The sequence below is a fragment of the Allochromatium palmeri genome (assembly GCF_009720725.1).
Classification (GTDB): Bacteria; Pseudomonadota; Gammaproteobacteria; order Chromatiales; family Chromatiaceae; genus Thermochromatium; species Thermochromatium palmeri.
Map to the genome: position 1 here is coordinate 13,802 of NZ_WNKT01000033.1, position 17,584 is coordinate 31,385.

The window sequence follows — 17,584 nt, forward strand, 5'->3', positions numbered from 1 at the left end:
CTCAGGCCACGCGCCGCCAATCAGCCTGAATCAGATTGCGCGCCGCGCTCCCAAAGACCAGTCCGACCTCGAACAACCCCCGCCCCGGCGCGCCGCGATACTTGTCGCTATAGCCGCGCGCCTGGATCTGCGCCAGGGCGGGGTTGGCCACTTCGATGGACTCAGCCTCGACGGTGCTCTCCGCTTCATCGGCCACGACCTTCGCGGCCGCCGCGCCGCGATCAAGCTTGAGTTCCATGACATAGATGTAACCCGCGAGCCGCACCGTGAGATCGACCTGCCCGTGATTCGTCAGGTCTTCGGGGATGATCTCGGCATTGAGGCTGGCGAGGAAGGCATAGAGCACGCTGGCATAGTAGCCCTCGGCCTCGGGCAGCGTATTGCCGGTGAAGTTGCGCCAGGGGATGGCGGCGAACAGTCGTTTGATCGCGGCGACCAGTGCCGGCAGATCACCCTGGGTCAGCGCCTCGGCCAGACCGGCCTTGTAGCGCAGGCGCTCGTCGCTGATCTCAGCATAGGCCGCGATGAACTGATTGTTCAGCGCGGTACGTACTTCCTGATTCGGTATCCGCAAACGAAAGCTGAGTTCACCCCATGTCTGCTGGGTCGATTCCACCGTCAGATAGCCGCTTTGAAACAGCAGGGTGATGGGATTGATGCGCTCGACATCGAAGGAGTCGAGGATTTCCTCGCTGACCTCGATCTGCTCCAAACTGGGCAGGAAGTAGCGCCGGCGCCGGAACAGCTTGATGAGAAAGCTCGGGCTGCCCGTCTCAAACCAGTAGTTGCGGAAGCTGCGGTTCTCGCTGATGAACAGCAGGATGTCATAGGGGTTGTAGACCGGCTCGCCGAGAAAGGCGTAACCGTTGTACCAGCGTCGGACCTCGTCCCAATCGACGCCTGCCAGATGGGCGCCAAAGGTACTCTCCAGATCCGACTGGGTATAGCCGCAAATGGTTGCAAACTGCGGACTCAGGGTGATGTCGCGCAACTGATTGAGTCCCGAGAATAGACTGACCTTACTAAACTTGGTCACGCCGGTCATGAAGACGAAGCGCAGATGGGCATCCTGGGCCTTGAGCACCGAGTAGAGATTCTTGAGTCCCTCGCGGATCTCGGCGGCGCGTTCGGGGTGGTCGATATTGTCGAGGATCGGTTTGTCGTACTCATCGACCAGGACCACGACCGGCTGGCCGTAATGCGTGTGGGCGTGGCGGATCAGATCACCGAAACAGCCGGGAATATCGTTGTCGTGCCAGTCACATTCGATGTCGAGACGCTCGCCGTTGTCCTCGATCAAGCGCCGAATGCGTTGATCCAGAGCCGCGCGGCTGTCGATCACCCCGGCGGCAAAATCCAGCACGATGACTGGATAACGCTGTTCCCAGTCCCAGCGATCATGGATATAGAGTCCACGAAAGAGCGCCTCGCTCCCCTCGAACAGTTCCTTGAGCGTATCGACGAACAGGCTCTTGCCGAAGCGGCGCGGGCGCGAGAGAAAATACGCCTTACCGTTCTCGATCAAGGCCAGCGCGTGCGCGGTTTTATCCACATAGGCGCAGTCTCGCTCGATGATCTGGCTGAAGGTCTGGATGCTGATCGGTAGCAGTCGCTTTACATCAGGCATGGCGGCACGTCCAAATAATCTGTCGTGCCGGCCATTGTCGGACACTCGATGGGCGGCGGCCAGTGCCTGCGGTATTCAGCGACTGGCGTTCAACGCATAGGGCGCGGGGTTCAGGATTGGCTCGCGATCGAGCATGAGATCGACCATGAGCCGCGCTGAAGCTGGCCCCATGACCAATCCGTTGCGGAAATGCCCGGCGTTGAAATACAGCCCCTCGATCCCCGGATAGGCGCCGATGTAGGGGATTCCGCTCGGCGAGCCGGGACGCAATCCTGACCAGTGATCCTCGATCGGCGTGCGTCTGAGCACGGGGAAAAGCTCGATGGCGTCGTTGTAGAGCGCTTCCTTGTCCTCAGCCGTGGTGCGCTTGACGAATCCGGCGTGTTCGAGCGTGCTGCCGAAGAGCACGCGCCCGTCGCGGCGCGGAATGGCATAGCGGCCGGCGTGCAGGGTGATGTGGTTGATCTGCCCCGGCTTGGCATGGAACAGCAGCATCTGGCCGCGCACCGGCTGGATGTCCGGCGGCGTGCCAAGCTGTTCGAGCAGCTTGGCGGTCCAGGCGCCGGCGCAGATGACGACGCGCTTGGCCTCGACCTGGCCCTTGGGTGTGCGCACGCCGCACACGCGCCCGTCCGCGACCAGCAGTTCGCACACCTCCTCACGTTCGCGCAGATCGATGCGCTTTTCGAGCGCGCGCCGGACCGCCTTGGACAATCGGGGGGGCCGCAGTTGAGCAATACCGGGCAGGAGCAGGGCGCGCGCGGGACGCGGCCCAAGTTCTGGCTCGATGGCGTGTGGTGCCGGTTCCTGGAGGATCTCGATCGGCTGGCCATGACGCGCACCCCAGTCGAGCGCCTGGTCAAGATCTTCGTCGTCCAGGACCAGCATGCCGTTGATCGTGAACTCGGGGTCGATCCCGGTTTCGTCGAGGAGCTGCGTGGTCAGCGCAGGGTAGACGGTTTGACTCCAGCGCGACAGGGCCGTGATCGGCTCGGGCGCGCGCCAGGGATAGAGCGGCGAGATAATGCCGCCACCGGCCCAGGAAGACTCGCGCCCGGTCTGGCCCATCTCGATCAGCGTGACCTCGGCGCCCGACAGACGCAGTTCGCGCGCGGTCAGCAGACCGATGATGCCGCCGCCGATAACCAGCACATCCCGCATCAGGTGTCCTCCATCGTTCGAGTTCGTTATGAGTCTTGTGCCAGTTCGCGCGGCAGGGCGAAGACGACCTGTTCGCGGATGCCATCCTGCTCGACGACCTCGTCGGCGCCCCAATCCTTGAGCTGAGCGATGACGCGCTCGACCAGGATCTCGGGTGCCGAGGCGCCGGCCGTGACGCCGAGGCGCGCGCGACCGTCCAGCCAGTCGCGTTGGATGTCTTCGGGGCCGTCGATCAGATAGGCGGCGCAGCCTTGCTTTTCGGCCAGCTCGCGCAGCCGGTTAGAGTTGGAGCTGTTCGGCGAGCCGACCACCAGCATCAGATCGCAGCGCGTGGCCAGATCGCGGATGGCGTCCTGACGGTTCTGGGTGGCGTAGCAGATGTCGCTCTTCTTCGGACCCTGGATCGCCGGAAAACGCGCCTGGAGCGCGGCGATGATCTCGCGGCTGTCGTCCATCGACAGCGTGGTCTGAGTGACATAGGCCAGGCGTTCGGGATCGGCGACGGTCAGTGAGGCGACGTCGGCGGCGGTTTCGACCAAATGCATGGCCGCGCCGTTGGCGGTATCGACGAACTGGCCGAGCGTGCCCTCGACTTCGGGATGGCCGCGATGACCAATGAGGACGACGCTCACGCCGTTCTTGCAGTGGCGTGCGACTTCCAGATGGACCTTGGTGACCAGCGGGCATGTGGCGTCGAATACTTGCAGACCGCGCGCTTCAGCCGCCTGACGCACGCTCTGCGGGACGCCGTGGGCGCTGAAGACCAGGGTCGCGTTGTCCGGCACGTCGTCGAGTTCTTCGATGAAGATGGCGCCACGTTCGCGCAGTCCATCGACGACGAAGCGGTTGTGGACGACTTCGTGGCGAACGTAGATGGGCGCGCCATAGCGTTCGAGTACGCGCTCGACGATGGCGATGGCGCGGTCGACGCCGGCGCAGAAGCCGCGTGGGTTGGCGAGTTCGATGGAGAGGGCGTGTTGGTTCGATGTCATGGTCGTCAAGAATAGGCGATGCTGTCGGGTTGAAACAGAGAGCCAAAGTAGGGTTTTCTGGCTAGGGTTCCGGCCAAGGCACGGCTTGGGGTACCGGCATCGGGGGGACGCCGTGAATACATCCTTGTAGGCTTGACGACCGCATCCATGCGGTCGACACCCCCCGACACCGGTACCCCAAGCCTTGACGTCCGTGCGATCTGAGATGTCGGGCTTAGATGGCGCGTGCCAGTGCAGCAGCCTCGCCGATGTAGCGTGCGGGCGTCAGGGCTTTCAGCTCGGCCTTGGCTGAATTCGGGATCTCCAAGGTGTCGACGAAGGCGATCAGGGCTTCGGCGCCGATGCGTCGGCCGCGCGTCAGTTCCTTGAGCTTCTCGTAGGGCTGCTCGACGCCGTGGCGGCGCATCACGGTCTGGATCGGCTCGGCCAGCACCTCCCAGTTGGCGTCGAGATCGGCGGCCAGACGCGCCGGGTCGGCTTCCAGCTTGCTCAGACCCTTCTGAATCGATTGGAGCGCGATGCTCAGATGCGCCAGACCCACGCCCAGGTTACGCAGTACGGTCGAGTCGGTGAGATCGCGCTGCCAGCGCGAGATCGGCAGCTTGCCGGCCAGGTGCTCCAGGATGGCATTGGCGATGCCGAGATTGCCTTCGCCGTTCTCGAAGTCGATCGGGTTGACCTTGTGCGGCATGGTCGAGGAACCGACTTCGCCGGCGATGGTGCGCTGCTTGAAATAGCCGAGCGAGATGTAGCCCCAGACGTCGCGGCAGAAGTCGATCAGGATGGTGTCGAAGCGGGCGAGTGCGTCGAACAGCTCGGCCAGATAGTCGTGCGGTTCGATCTGGGTGGTGTAGGGGTTCCAGGTCAGTCCCAGTGAGGTAACGAAGCCTTGGGCCAGCGCTGGCCAGTCGACCTCGGGATAGGCGACCTGATGGGCGTTGTAGTTGCCGACCGCACCATTGATCTTGCCGAGCAGCGCGACTTCGGCCACCCGCGCGCGCTGGGCACGCAGGCGATGCACGACATTGGCCAGCTCCTTGCCGAGCGTGGTCGGGGTCGCGGGCTGGCCGTGGGTGCGCGAGAGCATCGGCTGCTCGGCGTACTGGTGGGCGAGGGCGCGGAGCGATTCGATCAGGGCGTCCATCTGCGGCAGCAGCACCCGCTCGCGTCCGGCCTGGACCATGAGGCCGTGCGAGAGGTTGTTGATGTCCTCGGAGGTGCAGGCGAAATGGATGAACTCGCTGACGGCTGTCAGTTCGGCGTTCTCGGCGATGCGCTCCTTGAGGAAGTATTCGACGGCCTTGACGTCGTGGTTAGTGGTGCGCTCTATCTCCTTGACCCGCTCGGCGTCGGCGAGACTGAACTCAGCGACGATCCGGTCGAGCAGTCGGTTCGCCGAGTCGGAGAAGGGCGGAACTTCCTGGATGCTGGGGTGATTGGCCAGCGTCTGAAGCCAGCGCACCTCGACCTGGACGCGATGATGGATGAGGCCGTATTCACTGAAGATCGCGCGCAGGTCCGCCGCACGGGTTCCATAGCGGCCATCTACCGGTGAAATCGCGGTAAGCGAGGAAAGCGGCATCGACATAGGCTGGCTCCAATCGAAGGTCTTGAAAATGAAACGGACAATAAAAAAGGCGCCGCATCAAGAGATGCGGCGCCTTTTCAATCACCCTTGCGGGTGATTGCGGAATCTTTGGTGCCGAGGAGAGGACTCGAACCTCCACGAGCTTTCGCCCACATGGACCTGAACCATGCGCGTCTACCAATTCCGCCACCTCGGCAGTCACTGTTTGCGTTGGCTTTTTTGCCTCGCCCCCAGTGGAGACGCGCATATTAGTGAGACAGGATGACCCTGTCAAGGGTACACTAACACTTTATTCGCAACGACCCTTCTATAGTGACCAGACGCCGATCAGCCACACCTGCCAAGAGCGCGGACCCCCATCGCCAACGCGAGGCGAGGAAGTACGCCAATCCCATTCCGAGCCGGGAGTTCATCCTCGAAACCCTGGCCAATCATGGCGCGCCGCTCGCCATCGACGAAGTCGCCGCGACACTCGCGCTCTCCGATGAACAGGATCTGATCGCGCTCGAACGTCGTCTCGGGGCCATGGTTCGCGACGGCCAGTTGGTGCGCAACCGCAATCAAGCCTTCTGCCCGGTCAACAAGCGCGACCTGATCGCCGGGCGCGTCATCGGGCATCCGGATGGGTTCGGCTTCGTGCGCCCTGACGAGGGCGGGGACGATCTCTATCTCTATCCTAAGGAGATGCGGGCGCTTTTCCACGGTGACCGGGTGGTGGTGCGGGTGGCTGGACGTGACCGGCGCGGACGGCTCGAAGGCTCGGTGGTCGAGATCCTGGAGCGCAACACCCGCAGCGTGGTGGGACGCTTATATAAGGAGAGCGGCGTCGGTTTCGTGGTGCCGGATCACAAGCGGCTCACGCATGACATCATCATCCCCAGTGATCGTCTGGAAGGGGCCGAACAGGGGCAGATCGTGATGGCCGACATCACCGATCAGCCGACCCAGCGCACCCAACCGATCGGGCGGATTCGCGAAGTACTCGGCGATCATCTGGCCCCCGGCATGGAGACTGATATCGCTATTCGCGCGCATAATCTACCGATCGAGTGGCCGGCCGAGGTCGAAGCTGAGATCGCGGGCTTGACCGAGGACGTACCTGAAGAGGCCAAGGCCGGGCGCGTCGATCTGCGCCATCTGCCGCTGGTGACCATCGATGGGGCCGATGCGCGCGACTTTGACGATGCCGTTTACTGCGAGCGCAAGCCCAAGGGCTGGAAGCTGCTGGTCTGTATCGCCGATGTCTCCAGCTATGTGCGTCCCGGTACGGCGTTGGATGACGAGGCTAAGGCGCGCGGCAACTCGGTCTATTTCCCCGACCGCGTTATTCCGATGCTGCCCGAGGTGCTCTCCAATGGACTGTGCTCGCTCAATCCGCATGTCGACCGGCTGTGCATGACGGCTGAGCTCTATGTCAATCGTGAGGGTCAGGTCACCCGCACCCGCTTCTTCGAGGCAGTGATGCGCTCGCAGGCGCGGCTGACCTATGATCAGGTCGCGGCTATGGTGGTCGACGGCGATGGCGAGCTGTGCGAACGCTTCGCCGAAATCCTGCCGCATCTGCATGAACTCTATCAGCTCTATCAGGCGCTCCAGGCGGCGCGCGCCGCGCGCGGAGCGATCGACTTCGACACCACTGAAACAAAATTCCTGTTCAACGCGCAGGGGCGGATCGAATCCGTGGTGCCATTGGTGCGCAACGACGCCCACAAGCTGATCGAAGAGTGCATGCTGGCGGCCAATGTCGCCGCGGCGCGTCAGTTCCAGCGCAAGCGGTTGCCTGGGATCTATCGCATCCACGACCTGCCGAGTCAGGAAAAACTCAACGATCTGCGCGAATTCCTGGCGCAGTTGGCGCTGAAGCTGCCGGGCGGCGAGAAGCCAACGGCGGCGGACTATGCCGCGTTGCTGGAGCAGATCAAGGAGCGTCCCGACCGTCGGTTGATCCAGACCGTGCTGCTGCGCTCGATGCAGCAGGCCATGTACAGCACCGACAATGTCGGTCACTTCGGGTTGGCCTTCGACGCCTATACGCATTTCACCTCGCCGATCCGCCGCTATCCGGATCTGGTCGTGCACCGGCTCATCAAGCATCTGATCGCCGGCGGTACGGCCTCGGATCTCGACTACACCAAGACCGAGCTGCAACAGGCCGCCGAGTGGTGCTCGGGCACCGAACGCCGCGCCGACGAGGCGACACGCGACGCCGAGGACTGGCTCAAGTGCGAGTTCATGCAGGACAAGCTGGGCGAGAAGTTCGACGGTACCATCACCAGCGTCAATTCATTCGGCATCTTCGTCGAACTCGACGAGGTCCATGTCGATGGTCTGGTGCATATCACGGCGCTCGACAACGATTTCTATCACTTCGACCCCATTGGTCATCGTCTGCATGGCGAGCGGAGCGGGATGGTCTATCGTCTCGGCGACCGGTTGCGGGTACAGGTGGCGTCGGTCAATCTGGATGATCGCAAGATCGATTTCGTGCTCGCCGAGCCGATGGCCAAGACCGGACGTCGCGGGCCGAAGCCGGGCGAGTCGGCACCGGCCGGTGATGCGAACGCCAAGGCCAAGCGCAGTCGTAAGGGTGGATCCGCCCCGTCGGGCGACCGTCCGACCCCAGCAGCAGCGGCCAAAACCGACAACAGCGGCGCGACCGGCGCCGGCAAGCCCGCGCCCAAGAAATCGCGTTCGCGCTCTAAGCGCAAGCGTGCGTCCAATGCCGCGAATCGCGATGACTGAGGGCGCGCCCGTCGGCGGCATCCACAGCGTCCGCGCGGCGCTGAAGTTCGGGACCGAAGGTGTCGATGAGGTTTGGCTGGAGCGGGCGCGTCGTGACCGGCGCTTGCACGAATTGGCTGAGCTGGCGCGCGAGGCCGGTATCCGGGTGCGCCAGGTCGAGCGTGCGGAGCTGGAACGCGCGGCGGCCGGGGTCAATCATCAGGGCGCGCTCGCCTGGGTCCGGGTGCCAGCCTCGCGCACCGAATCCGACCTGACGGCGCTGCTCGATCGACTCGATGTGCCGCCATTCCTGCTACTCTTGGACGAAGTCCAGGATCCGCATAATCTCGGTGCCTGTCTGCGCACCGCCGAGGCGGTCGGCGTCCAGGCCGTCATCGCACCCAAGGACAACGCGGTCGGGCTGACCCCGGTGGTCTGCAAGGTCGCCAGCGGCGCGGCCGAGACGCTGCCCTATGTCCAGGTCACCAATCTGGCGCGAGTCATGGATGCGCTCAAGGAGCGCGGTATCTGGCTGACCGGCACCGCCGGCGAGGCGAGCGACGAACTCTATGCCGCCGATCTGACCGGCCCCCTGGGTCTGGTGATGGGCGCCGAGGGCAGCGGACTGCGCCGCCTGACCCGCGAGCGCTGTGATCGTTTGATGCGACTGCCGATGTGCGGTCAGGTCGAGAGCCTGAACGTCTCGGTCGCCGCCGGCGTCTGTCTCTACGAGGCCCTGCGTCAACGTCGCTCCTAGCCGTCTTTTTCTGTCGACAATCACTAAGTCCTTAAAGAGCAACGCCGATGCTTGTCCTTCGTGGCGCGCCCGCCTTTTCCGAACTCCGTCTCCAGAAACTGGCCGATCGGCTGCGCGAGCTGACCGGACTTCCGATCCGGCCCTATGCCGAGTATGTGCATTTCGCCCAGGTGACGGCTGAACTCAGCGCCGAGGAGCGCGCCATCCTGGAGCGTCTGCTGCGCTATGGACCGAGTCTGCCGGCGCACGAACCTGAGGGGCGCTTGGTGCTGGTGGTGCCGCGACCAGGAACCATCTCGCCCTGGTCGTCGAAGGCGACCGACATCGCGCACAACTGCGGTCTGAAGACGATTCAGCGTCTGGAGCGCGGCATCGCCTATTATCTGACCAGTGAATCAGCCGAAATCGACGGCCATGTGCTGGGCGCGATGGCGGCGGTGCTGCACGACCGCATGACCCAGGTGGTCCGCTTCGATCTGGAGTCGGCCGGCCAGCTCTTCGAGTCCGCCGAGCCGCGTCCCATGCAACGGGTTGATGTCATCGGCGCCGGACGTCCGGCACTGGAAGCGGCCAACCTCGAACTGGGTCTGGCGCTCTCCGACGACGAGATCGACTATCTGACCGAGAACTTCAGCGCGCTCGGGCGCAATCCGACCGATGTCGAGCTGATGATGTTCGCTCAGGCCAATTCCGAGCACTGCCGACACAAGATTTTCAATGCCGACTGGGTGATCGACGGCGAACCGCAGACCCATTCGCTGTTTGCCATGATCCGCCATACCACGGACTGCTCGCCTGCGGGTGTGCTCTCGGCCTACAAGGACAATGCCGCGGTACTGGAAGGTTGGGAAGGGCGGCGTTTCATCCCCTGTCCGCAGACGCGCGTCTATTGCGAGTCTGAGGAACCCATTCATGTGCTGATGAAGGTCGAGACTCACAATCACCCGACCGCCATCGCGCCCGATCCGGGCGCCGCCACCGGCTCAGGCGGCGAGATCCGTGACGAAGGCGCAACGGGGCAGGGCGCCAAGCCCAAGGCCGGTCTGTGCGGCTTCTCGGTGTCGAATCTGCGTATCCCTGATTTCGAGCAGCCCTGGGAGGTCGATCACGGCAAGCCGGGGCGTATCGTCTCGGCGCTCGACATCATGATCGAGGGGCCGATCGGCGCGGCGGCCTTCAACAACGAGTTCGGACGACCCAATCTGGCCGGCTATTTCCGCACCTACGAGCAGGCAATCCCCGGTCCGGACGGCCGCACCGAACTGCGTGGCTATCACAAGCCGATCATGCTCGCCGGCGGGATGGGCAACATCCGCGACGAGCATGTCGAAAAGCGTCCCTTCCCGGCGGGCACACCGCTGGTCGTGCTCGGTGGACCGGCGATGCTGATCGGACTCGGCGGTGGTGCGGCCTCCAGCATGGCTTCGGGCGCGTCCGCCGAGGATCTGGATTTCGCCTCGGTGCAGCGTGCCAACCCCGAGATGCAGCGGCGTTGTCAGGAAGTCATCGACCGCTGCTGGGCGCGCGGCGAGGATAATCCGGTCCTGTTCATCCATGATGTCGGCGCGGGCGGACTCTCCAACGCATTGCCCGAGCTGGTGCACGACGGCGGGCGCGGCGGGCGCTTCGATCTGGCCGCGATCCCGAGCGATGATCCAGCGTTGTCGCCGATGGAACTCTGGTGCAACGAGTCGCAGGAACGCTATGTGCTGGCGGTCGCCGCCGAGCAGTTGGATGAGTTCAAGGCCATCTGCGAGCGCGAGCGCTGTCCCTATGCGGTGGTCGGCGAAGCGACCGAGGTCGAACATCTGGCGCTCGAAGACGCCGTGCGTGCTGAACACCCGATCGACATGCCGCTTTCGCTGCTCTTGGGCAAGCCGCCACGCATGCGCCGTGATGTCGAGCGTCTGCCGTCGCCCGGCGCGCCGTTCGATACCAGTGACATCGACCTGAGCGAGGCCATCGCCCGCGTGCTGCGACTGCCGACGGTCGCCGACAAGAGCTTCCTCATCACCATCGGCGACCGCAGTATCACCGGGCTGGTGGCGCGCGAGCAGATGGTCGGTCCCTGGCAGGTGCCGGTCGCTGACTGCGCCGTGACCCTAAGCGATTTCAGCGGCTACACCGGCGAGGCCATGGCCATCGGCGAACGCACCCCGCTGGCGCTGTTGAACGCCCCGGCCTCGGGCCGGATGGCGGTCGGTGAAGCCCTCACCAACATTCTCGCCGCCGATATCGAGGCGCTGGGCGACATCAAACTCTCGGCCAACTGGATGGCCGCCGCCGGACATCCGGGCGAGGACGCACGGCTCTATGACACGGTTCGTGCGGTCGGGCTGGAACTCTGCGCCGAACTCGGGATCGCGATTCCGGTCGGCAAGGACTCCATGAGCATGAAGACGGTGTGGGCCACGTCTGAAGGCGAGCGGCGCGAGATGACTTCGCCGCTGTCGCTGATCGTCTCAGCCTTCGCGCCGGTCGAGGAGGTGCGCGATACCCTGACCCCGCAACTGCGCACCGATCAGGGCGATACCGATCTGATCCTGATCGACCTCGGATGCGGCCGGAACCGGCTCGGCGGCTCGGCGCTGGCGCAGGTCTACAACCAGATCGGCACCGAGACGCCGGATCTCGACGATCCGGATTTGCTCAAGCGCTTCTTCGCCGCGCTCCAGGAACTGCGCGCCGAGGGCATGATCCTGGCCTATCACGACCGCTCCGACGGCGGGCTGCTCGCGACCCTGTGCGAGATGGCCTTCGCCGGACGCTGTGGTCTGGACATCGACCTGGCCGCGATCGGCTCCGACGTGATCGCCGCCCTGTTCAGCGAGGAACTGGGCGCAGTCATCCAGGTGCGTCACACCGACACCGACGACGTGCTTCAGATCCTGGAGTACCACGGTCTGGCCGAGTTCAGCCCGATAATCGGTCTGCTCGACGACAGCGACCAGATCCGCTTCTGCCATCGTTGCTGCACCCTGTTTACGGCCGATCGTGCCGAGCTGCAACGGCTCTGGTCCGAGACCAGCTACCGGATGCAGGCGCGGCGCGACGATCCAGAGTGCGCGGCCGAGGCCTTTGCGCGTATCGCTGAATCCGATCCGGGTCTGAACGCGGTCCTGACCTTCGATCCCGACGACGACATCGCCGCGCCCTATATCGAGCGCGGAGCGCGTCCGCCGATCGCCATCCTGCGCGATCAGGGTGTCAATGGTCAGATCGAGATGGCGGCCGCCTTCCATGCCGCCGGCTTTTCCTGTGTCGACGTGCATCTGTCCGATGTCATCGCCGGGCGCGTCGATCTGGCCGACTTCCGGGGGCTGGTGGCCTGTGGCGGCTTCTCTTATGGCGACGTGTTGGGCGCGGGTGAAGGCTGGGCCAAGACCATCCTGTTCAACGCCCGCGCGCGCGATCAGTTCCAGACGTTTTTTGCGCGTGGCGATACCTTTGCGCTGGGTGTTTGCAATGGCTGTCAGATGCTCTCCAATCTGCGCGAGTTGATCCAGGGCGCGGATCACTGGCCGCACTTCGTGCGCAATCGCTCTGAGCAGTTCGAGGCACGCACGCTGATGCTGGAGGTGGGCGCAACTCCGTCGGTGGTGCTGGCCGGCATGGGCGGCTCGCGGATGCCGATTGCCGTGGCCCATGGCGAGGGGCGGGCGGAGTTCCGTGACGCCGCGCATCTGGCTGCCGCCGAGCCCTGGGTGGTGGCGCGCTATGTCGAGAACGATGGACGCATCGCGGAGCGCTATCCGGCCAACCCTAACGGCTCGCCCAACGGCATCGCCGGACTCACGACCACCGACGGGCGCGTCACAATCTTGATGCCGCATCCCGAGCGTGTGTTCCGGGCCGTCCAGAATGCCTGGTATCCGAATGACTGGGGTCAGGATGGTCCCTGGATGCGGCTGTTCCGCAATGCGCGTGTCTGGACCGGCTGATCGAGCGCTACACGTCAACGCCCGGCGGGGCTTGTCAGGCCCCGCCAATCTCGCTATTATTCCTCGTCTGTTCGGGCGCATAGCTCAGCGGGAGAGCACTGCCTTCACACGGCAGGGGTCGGTGGTTCGATCCCACCTGCGCCCACCAAATTACTCGATCAAAAAAGCCGCTTCTTAACAGCGGCTTTTTTACGCCTGTCCGCTTCCCCCCAGCTTCAGCTGACGAAAACCGGCTACATGCAGCCCCGCACTTGACCCATATCAATCAATCCGAATCTTCCGATGGACCCCGGACGGGCGCTTGCCGTAATGTTGCCAACCGGCCCACGCTTGCCGGTTGAAACGCGTAAGACACCCAAATCCTGCGGCCAAGACCCGGGATCATATCGACTACCTCGGAGGACATCCACATGGCTTGGAGCATTCCACGCCTCTCCCGCCGTGCCTTCCTCAAGACCACAGGCTATGGCGCGGCCGGGCTGACACTCCTGTCGCCCGCCACCCAATTCGTCAAAAACGCCGCGGCCAAGGACGAGACCATCGAAGAGGTCTCCTACAGCATCTGCAACTTCTGCTCCTCGCTGTGCAACCTCAAGGTCACGACCCACACCCGCAACGGCGAGAAGCGCGTCGTCAAGCTCGACGGCAATCCGCACTCCACACTCAATCGCGGCAAGATCTGCGCCCGCGGCCAGGCTGGATTGCGTCAGACCTATGACACCGACCGGCTCAAGACGCCCCTGATCCGCGTCAATGGCTCCAAACGCGGCGAATACGCCTTCCGCGCCGCCAGTTGGGAGGAAGCCTACGCCTACATCGCCGAGAAGACCCAAGCCGCCGCGATCCAGCCCTGGGAGTGGACCATGGTCGGCGGCTGGACCTCGTGCGTGTTCTACATGAGCTGGGCGGTGCCCTTCGCCATGGCCAACGAGGTGCCCAACATCGTCGCCTCGCCGATGCAGCACTGCGTGACCACCGGCCATCTCGGCACGGATCTGGTCACCGGCAACTTCAACATCCACGACGAGATGCTGCCGGACTTCGACAACGCCAAGTACATCCTCTTCATGGGCAACAACGCCTCCATCGGCGCAGTCTCGACCTGCCGCATGGTGCGCTTCGCCCAGGGACGCAAGAAGGGAGCGAAGATCGTCTCGCTCGACCCGCGCCGTTCCGAGACCGCCGCCAAGGCCGACGAATGGATCCAGATCAAGCCCGGCACCGATCTACCCTTCCTGCTGGCGATGATGCGCATCCTGATGGACGAGGGCCTTTACGACGCCAGCTTCCTGCGCAAGCACACCAACATGCCTTTCCTCGCCTATCGCGACGACACCGGCGAGCTGCGGCTGCTGACCGACGAGCAGGGGCGCCCCAGGGTGCGGGTCGAGGGCAGCGACGAGACGCGCACGCTCGCCGCCTTCAGCAACGACAATACAGTCGATGTCGAGGGCAACGCCTTCACCCCGGCACTCAAGACGCCCAAGGACTACAGCCTGGACGGACGGGCGGTGATGACGGTGTTCGAAGCCCAGCTCCAGGAGCTCGAACCCTACAGCGCCAAATGGGCCGCCGACATCACCGGCATCGAGCCCGAGGTCATCGAGCGCATCGCCCATGAGTTCGGCACCACGCGCCCGGCGATCATCGATCCGGGCTGGCATGGCGCGCGCTACGGCAACATCATGATGACGCGCCGCGTCCAGGCCATGATTCAGGCGCTTACCGGCGGACTCGACCGCACCGGCGGCTGGATGAATTCCGCCGAGGTCCATCACAAGGCCGCGCGCATGTACGAGGCCATGGAGCACGGCTATGAGATGGGCTCGCCGCTGGCCACGCTCGCCGGCATGGCCTTCGCCAAGATGGTGATCGGCGCGCTGTCGAAGGGCGAGAACTTCTCGCACGGGCATCCCGGCTGGACCTGGGCTTGGAATGCCCAGGAGAAGGCCGCCGGACACTTCAATGTCGCGCTGCCGGTGATGACCGAGTCCGGACTGCGCGAGTCGGTCGAGGGCCGTGTTCAGTTCAACGACGAGCCGTACCTGACCCGCGCCTTCCTGATCAACGCCTCCAATCCGGTGCGTCACTATTATCCCGACTCGCGCTGGAAGGAGACCCTGAGTCACGACAACGTCGAGCTGGTGGTGATGATCGAGGTGCTGCCCTCGGACACCGCGCCCTATGCCGACGTCATTCTGCCCAACACCACCTATCTGGAACGCGACGAGCCGACCCTCTACGGCAACGGCGTCAACCACGACCTGGCGCTGACCACGCGCTATGCGGCCATCCCGCCGCTCTACGATACCGAGGAGACGGCCGACATCCTGCTCAAGATGACCGAGATCATCTCGGGCAACACCGACACCTTCCACGACTGGGTCGAGAAGTTGACCGGTCTGAAAGCCGCGCCGATCAAGGCCGCACTCGAACGCAACCGTCAGACCATGAAGAAGGGCGCCTATCAGCTCGCCTGTCGCGAGGTCGCCTTCAACCAGGCCGCCGAACGGCTCGGGGTGACGCCCGAGCACATCGACAAGATCCTGCGTACCAAGGGGATCTATCACGAACTCGACCGCGAGCAGATCCTGGAAGAGCACGCTATGCCCTGGCGCATGCCGGTCCCAACCGAAAGCGGACGGGTCGAGTTTTTCTCCAGCCTCATGCGCCAGTTGCGCGACGGCGGCCACACCGCGCCCAACTTCAACGTGCTCGCCGCCAATGTCCCGATCCAGTTGCGCTCCGGCTCGCCACGCGAGATCGCCGCGCCCCTGGCCAAGGACGAGTTCTACTTCACCTATGGCAAGACGCCGACCGTCTCGCATGCCTCGACCAACAGCAACAATCCGGTGTTGGCGGCAATCAATGACTTCAAGAGCGACGTCTACAAGGGGGTCTGGATCCATCCCGAGCGCGCCGGCCGGCTCGGGATTGCGATGGGCGATCCGATTCAACTGACCAACACCCAGTCCGGCCAGCAGACCAGCGGCCATGCCTATGTGACGCGCCTGATTCATCCGGACGTCATCTTCATCTACAGCTCGTTCGGCGTCGAGAACAAGGCGCTGTCGCGCACGCATGGCGACGGCACCGCCACCAGCAAGCTCATTCCGTATCAGGTCGAGCCGGTGGTCGCGGGCTTCCGCTCGCAGGAGTTCACCGTCCGCGTCAACCGGGCCTGAAGGAGGATTTGATCCATGACTCACTATGCAATGGTCATCGACCTCAACACCTGTGTCGGCTGCAATGCCTGCATGGCCGCCTGCGCGATGGAGAACCAGACGCCGGTTTGGAACGAAGGCAAGTGGCGCACCTATGTGCACGACAAGGAGATCGGTCTCGGCTCGGACGTGCAACGGCGCTTCTTCCCGCGGCTGTGTAATCACTGTGACAACCCGCCATGCATGACGGTCTGTCCAACCGGGGCGACCCAGAAGAAAGACAACGGCATCGTCTTCGTCGATCAGGAGCTGTGCATGGGCTGCGGGGCCTGCGCCATGGCCTGTCCCTATCATGCGCGCGTGCCCGTCACCCGGCGCGACATGCGCGAGGGTCGCGAGTTCTACGGCTCGGACTATCGGCGCACCAGTCCGAGCATGGACAAGTGCTCCTTCTGCGATCACCTGGTCGAGCAGGGCCGCAAGCCGGCCTGTGTCGAGACCTGTGTCGGCTCGGCGCGCATGTTCGGCGACCTCGACGATCCCGATGATCCGGTGGCCCAGATGGTGGCGAGCGGGGCGGCGCGGGCGCTGATGCCGCACATCGGCACCCGGCCCAATGTCTATTACATCGACGATATCCGCTGGAGGAGCTAACGCGATGGACGTCAACATGACCTATGCGACCCAGGAGATGTGGACCTGGTGGCTCGCCATCTATCTCTACTTCGGCGGTCTCGGCGCGGCGACGCTCGCCGTGACTTTTTTGACCGACATGTATCTCAAACCCAATCGCTATCTGGTGATCTGGGGCGCGGGCGCGGGCGTGGTGCTGCTGGCGCTCGGTTCGCTGATGCTGTTCGGCCATCTGCTCGATAAGACGGCGGTGCTGACCATTCTCAATCCAATGGCGCTGTTCAATCAGTCGAGCGCCTGGATCGCCTGGGGCACCCAGTTCATCATCTGGATGATGGTCTGGGGTGTGCTCTATGCGCTGCCCTATGTGCGCGAGACCAAGTTTCCGCATAAGGTGCCGGTGATCCGCGACCTGATCGACAAGCCATTCGTCATCGGCACGGCCAAGCTGGTGCAGAGTTTTCATCGCGGGGTCGGCTGGCTGGCGGTCATCAACGGCGTGGGCGTGGCCGTCTACACGGGTCTGCTGCTGCAATCCTTCCCGGCGGTGGCGCTGTGGCACAATCCGGCGGTGCCGCTGCTGTTCACGGTTTCAGCCTTTTCGACCGCGATGGCCTTCCTGCTGGTGCTGATGTATACCCTGCTGCACGATCAGGCGGATGAGCATGTGCGGGTGCTCTATGAGCGCATCGACCTGGTGCTGATCGCTGCCGAGCTGGTGATCCTGTTCTCGCTCTATCAGTACCTCAAGAACGGCTCGGAGTCCGGCGTGCGCTCGATGGAGCTGTTGTGGAATGACTATGGCTGGCTGATCGGCTTCATCGGCTTCGGTCTGATCGTGCCCTTCCTGCTCGAACTCAAGGGTGTGATGCGCGGCTGGGCCAGTCGGGTGCCGATCCTCACCGCCTCGGTGTTGGTGCTGGCGGGCGGCTATCTGCTGCGGCATTACTTCATGTATGCCGGGGTCTATGCCTATCCCTGGTGAGGCTTGAAGCGCGTT

At 63.9% G+C, this 17,584-nt stretch carries 10 protein-coding genes and 2 tRNA genes; 7 read left to right on the plus strand and 5 right to left on the minus strand.

The window, feature by feature from the left end; all coding sequences use genetic code 11:
- Window position 1: 1 nt before the first annotated feature.
- From GJ668_RS13900 to GJ668_RS13920, 5 genes are all read right to left on the minus strand, one after another.
- Window positions 2-1,627, minus strand: coding sequence for an ATP-binding protein (locus tag GJ668_RS13900; protein WP_155450747.1), 1,626 nt, complete (start codon window positions 1,625-1,627; stop codon window positions 2-4).
- Window positions 1,628-1,702: 75 nt separating this feature from the next.
- Window positions 1,703-2,788, minus strand: coding sequence for a glycine oxidase ThiO (thiO, locus tag GJ668_RS13905; RefSeq protein WP_155450748.1), 1,086 nt, complete (start codon window positions 2,786-2,788; stop codon window positions 1,703-1,705).
- A 26-nt stretch (window positions 2,789-2,814) separates the two neighbouring features.
- The gene (ispH, locus tag GJ668_RS13910) at window positions 2,815-3,780 is read right to left on the minus strand and encodes a 4-hydroxy-3-methylbut-2-enyl diphosphate reductase (protein ID WP_155450749.1); all 966 of its coding nucleotides are present in this window, start codon (window positions 3,778-3,780) and stop codon (window positions 2,815-2,817) included.
- A gap of 214 nt (window positions 3,781-3,994) precedes the next feature.
- Window positions 3,995-5,368, minus strand: coding sequence for an adenylosuccinate lyase (gene purB / locus GJ668_RS13915; RefSeq protein ID WP_222930792.1), 1,374 nt, complete (start codon window positions 5,366-5,368; stop codon window positions 3,995-3,997).
- A gap of 109 nt (window positions 5,369-5,477) precedes the next feature.
- A tRNA-Leu gene (locus GJ668_RS13920) sits at window positions 5,478-5,564 on the minus strand.
- Between the two features lie 116 nt (window positions 5,565-5,680).
- Here GJ668_RS13920 and rnr point away from each other — a divergent pair.
- The 7 genes from rnr (at window position 5,681) to nrfD (ending at window position 17,569) form a co-directional block, all read left to right on the plus strand.
- Window positions 5,681-8,110, plus strand: coding sequence for a ribonuclease R (gene rnr, locus GJ668_RS13925; RefSeq protein ID WP_186343110.1), 2,430 nt, complete (start codon window positions 5,681-5,683; stop codon window positions 8,108-8,110).
- Window positions 8,103-8,846, plus strand: a complete 744-nt coding sequence (gene rlmB / locus GJ668_RS13930) for a 23S rRNA (guanosine(2251)-2'-O)-methyltransferase RlmB (protein WP_155450771.1) — start codon at window positions 8,103-8,105, stop codon at window positions 8,844-8,846. Before rnr ends, rlmB begins: the two co-directional genes overlap by 8 nt.
- A gap of 47 nt (window positions 8,847-8,893) precedes the next feature.
- On the plus strand, window positions 8,894-12,787 hold the full coding sequence (gene purL, locus GJ668_RS13935) for a phosphoribosylformylglycinamidine synthase (RefSeq protein WP_155450750.1): 3,894 nt from the start codon (window positions 8,894-8,896) through the stop codon (window positions 12,785-12,787).
- A gap of 73 nt (window positions 12,788-12,860) precedes the next feature.
- Window positions 12,861-12,935: transfer RNA gene (locus tag GJ668_RS13940), tRNA-Val, on the plus strand.
- Between the two features lie 262 nt (window positions 12,936-13,197).
- Entirely contained in the window at window positions 13,198-15,972 is a 2,775-nt protein-coding gene (locus GJ668_RS13945) for a molybdopterin-dependent oxidoreductase (RefSeq protein WP_155450751.1), read from the plus strand.
- A gap of 15 nt (window positions 15,973-15,987) precedes the next feature.
- Entirely contained in the window at window positions 15,988-16,605 is a 618-nt protein-coding gene (locus GJ668_RS13950; RefSeq protein ID WP_155450752.1) for a 4Fe-4S dicluster domain-containing protein, read from the plus strand.
- 4 nt (window positions 16,606-16,609) lie between these two features.
- Window positions 16,610-17,569: an NrfD/PsrC family molybdoenzyme membrane anchor subunit gene (nrfD, locus tag GJ668_RS13955; protein WP_155450753.1), complete on the plus strand. Its 960-nt coding sequence runs from the start codon at window positions 16,610-16,612 to the stop codon at window positions 17,567-17,569.
- Window positions 17,570-17,584: the final 15 nt, after the last annotated feature.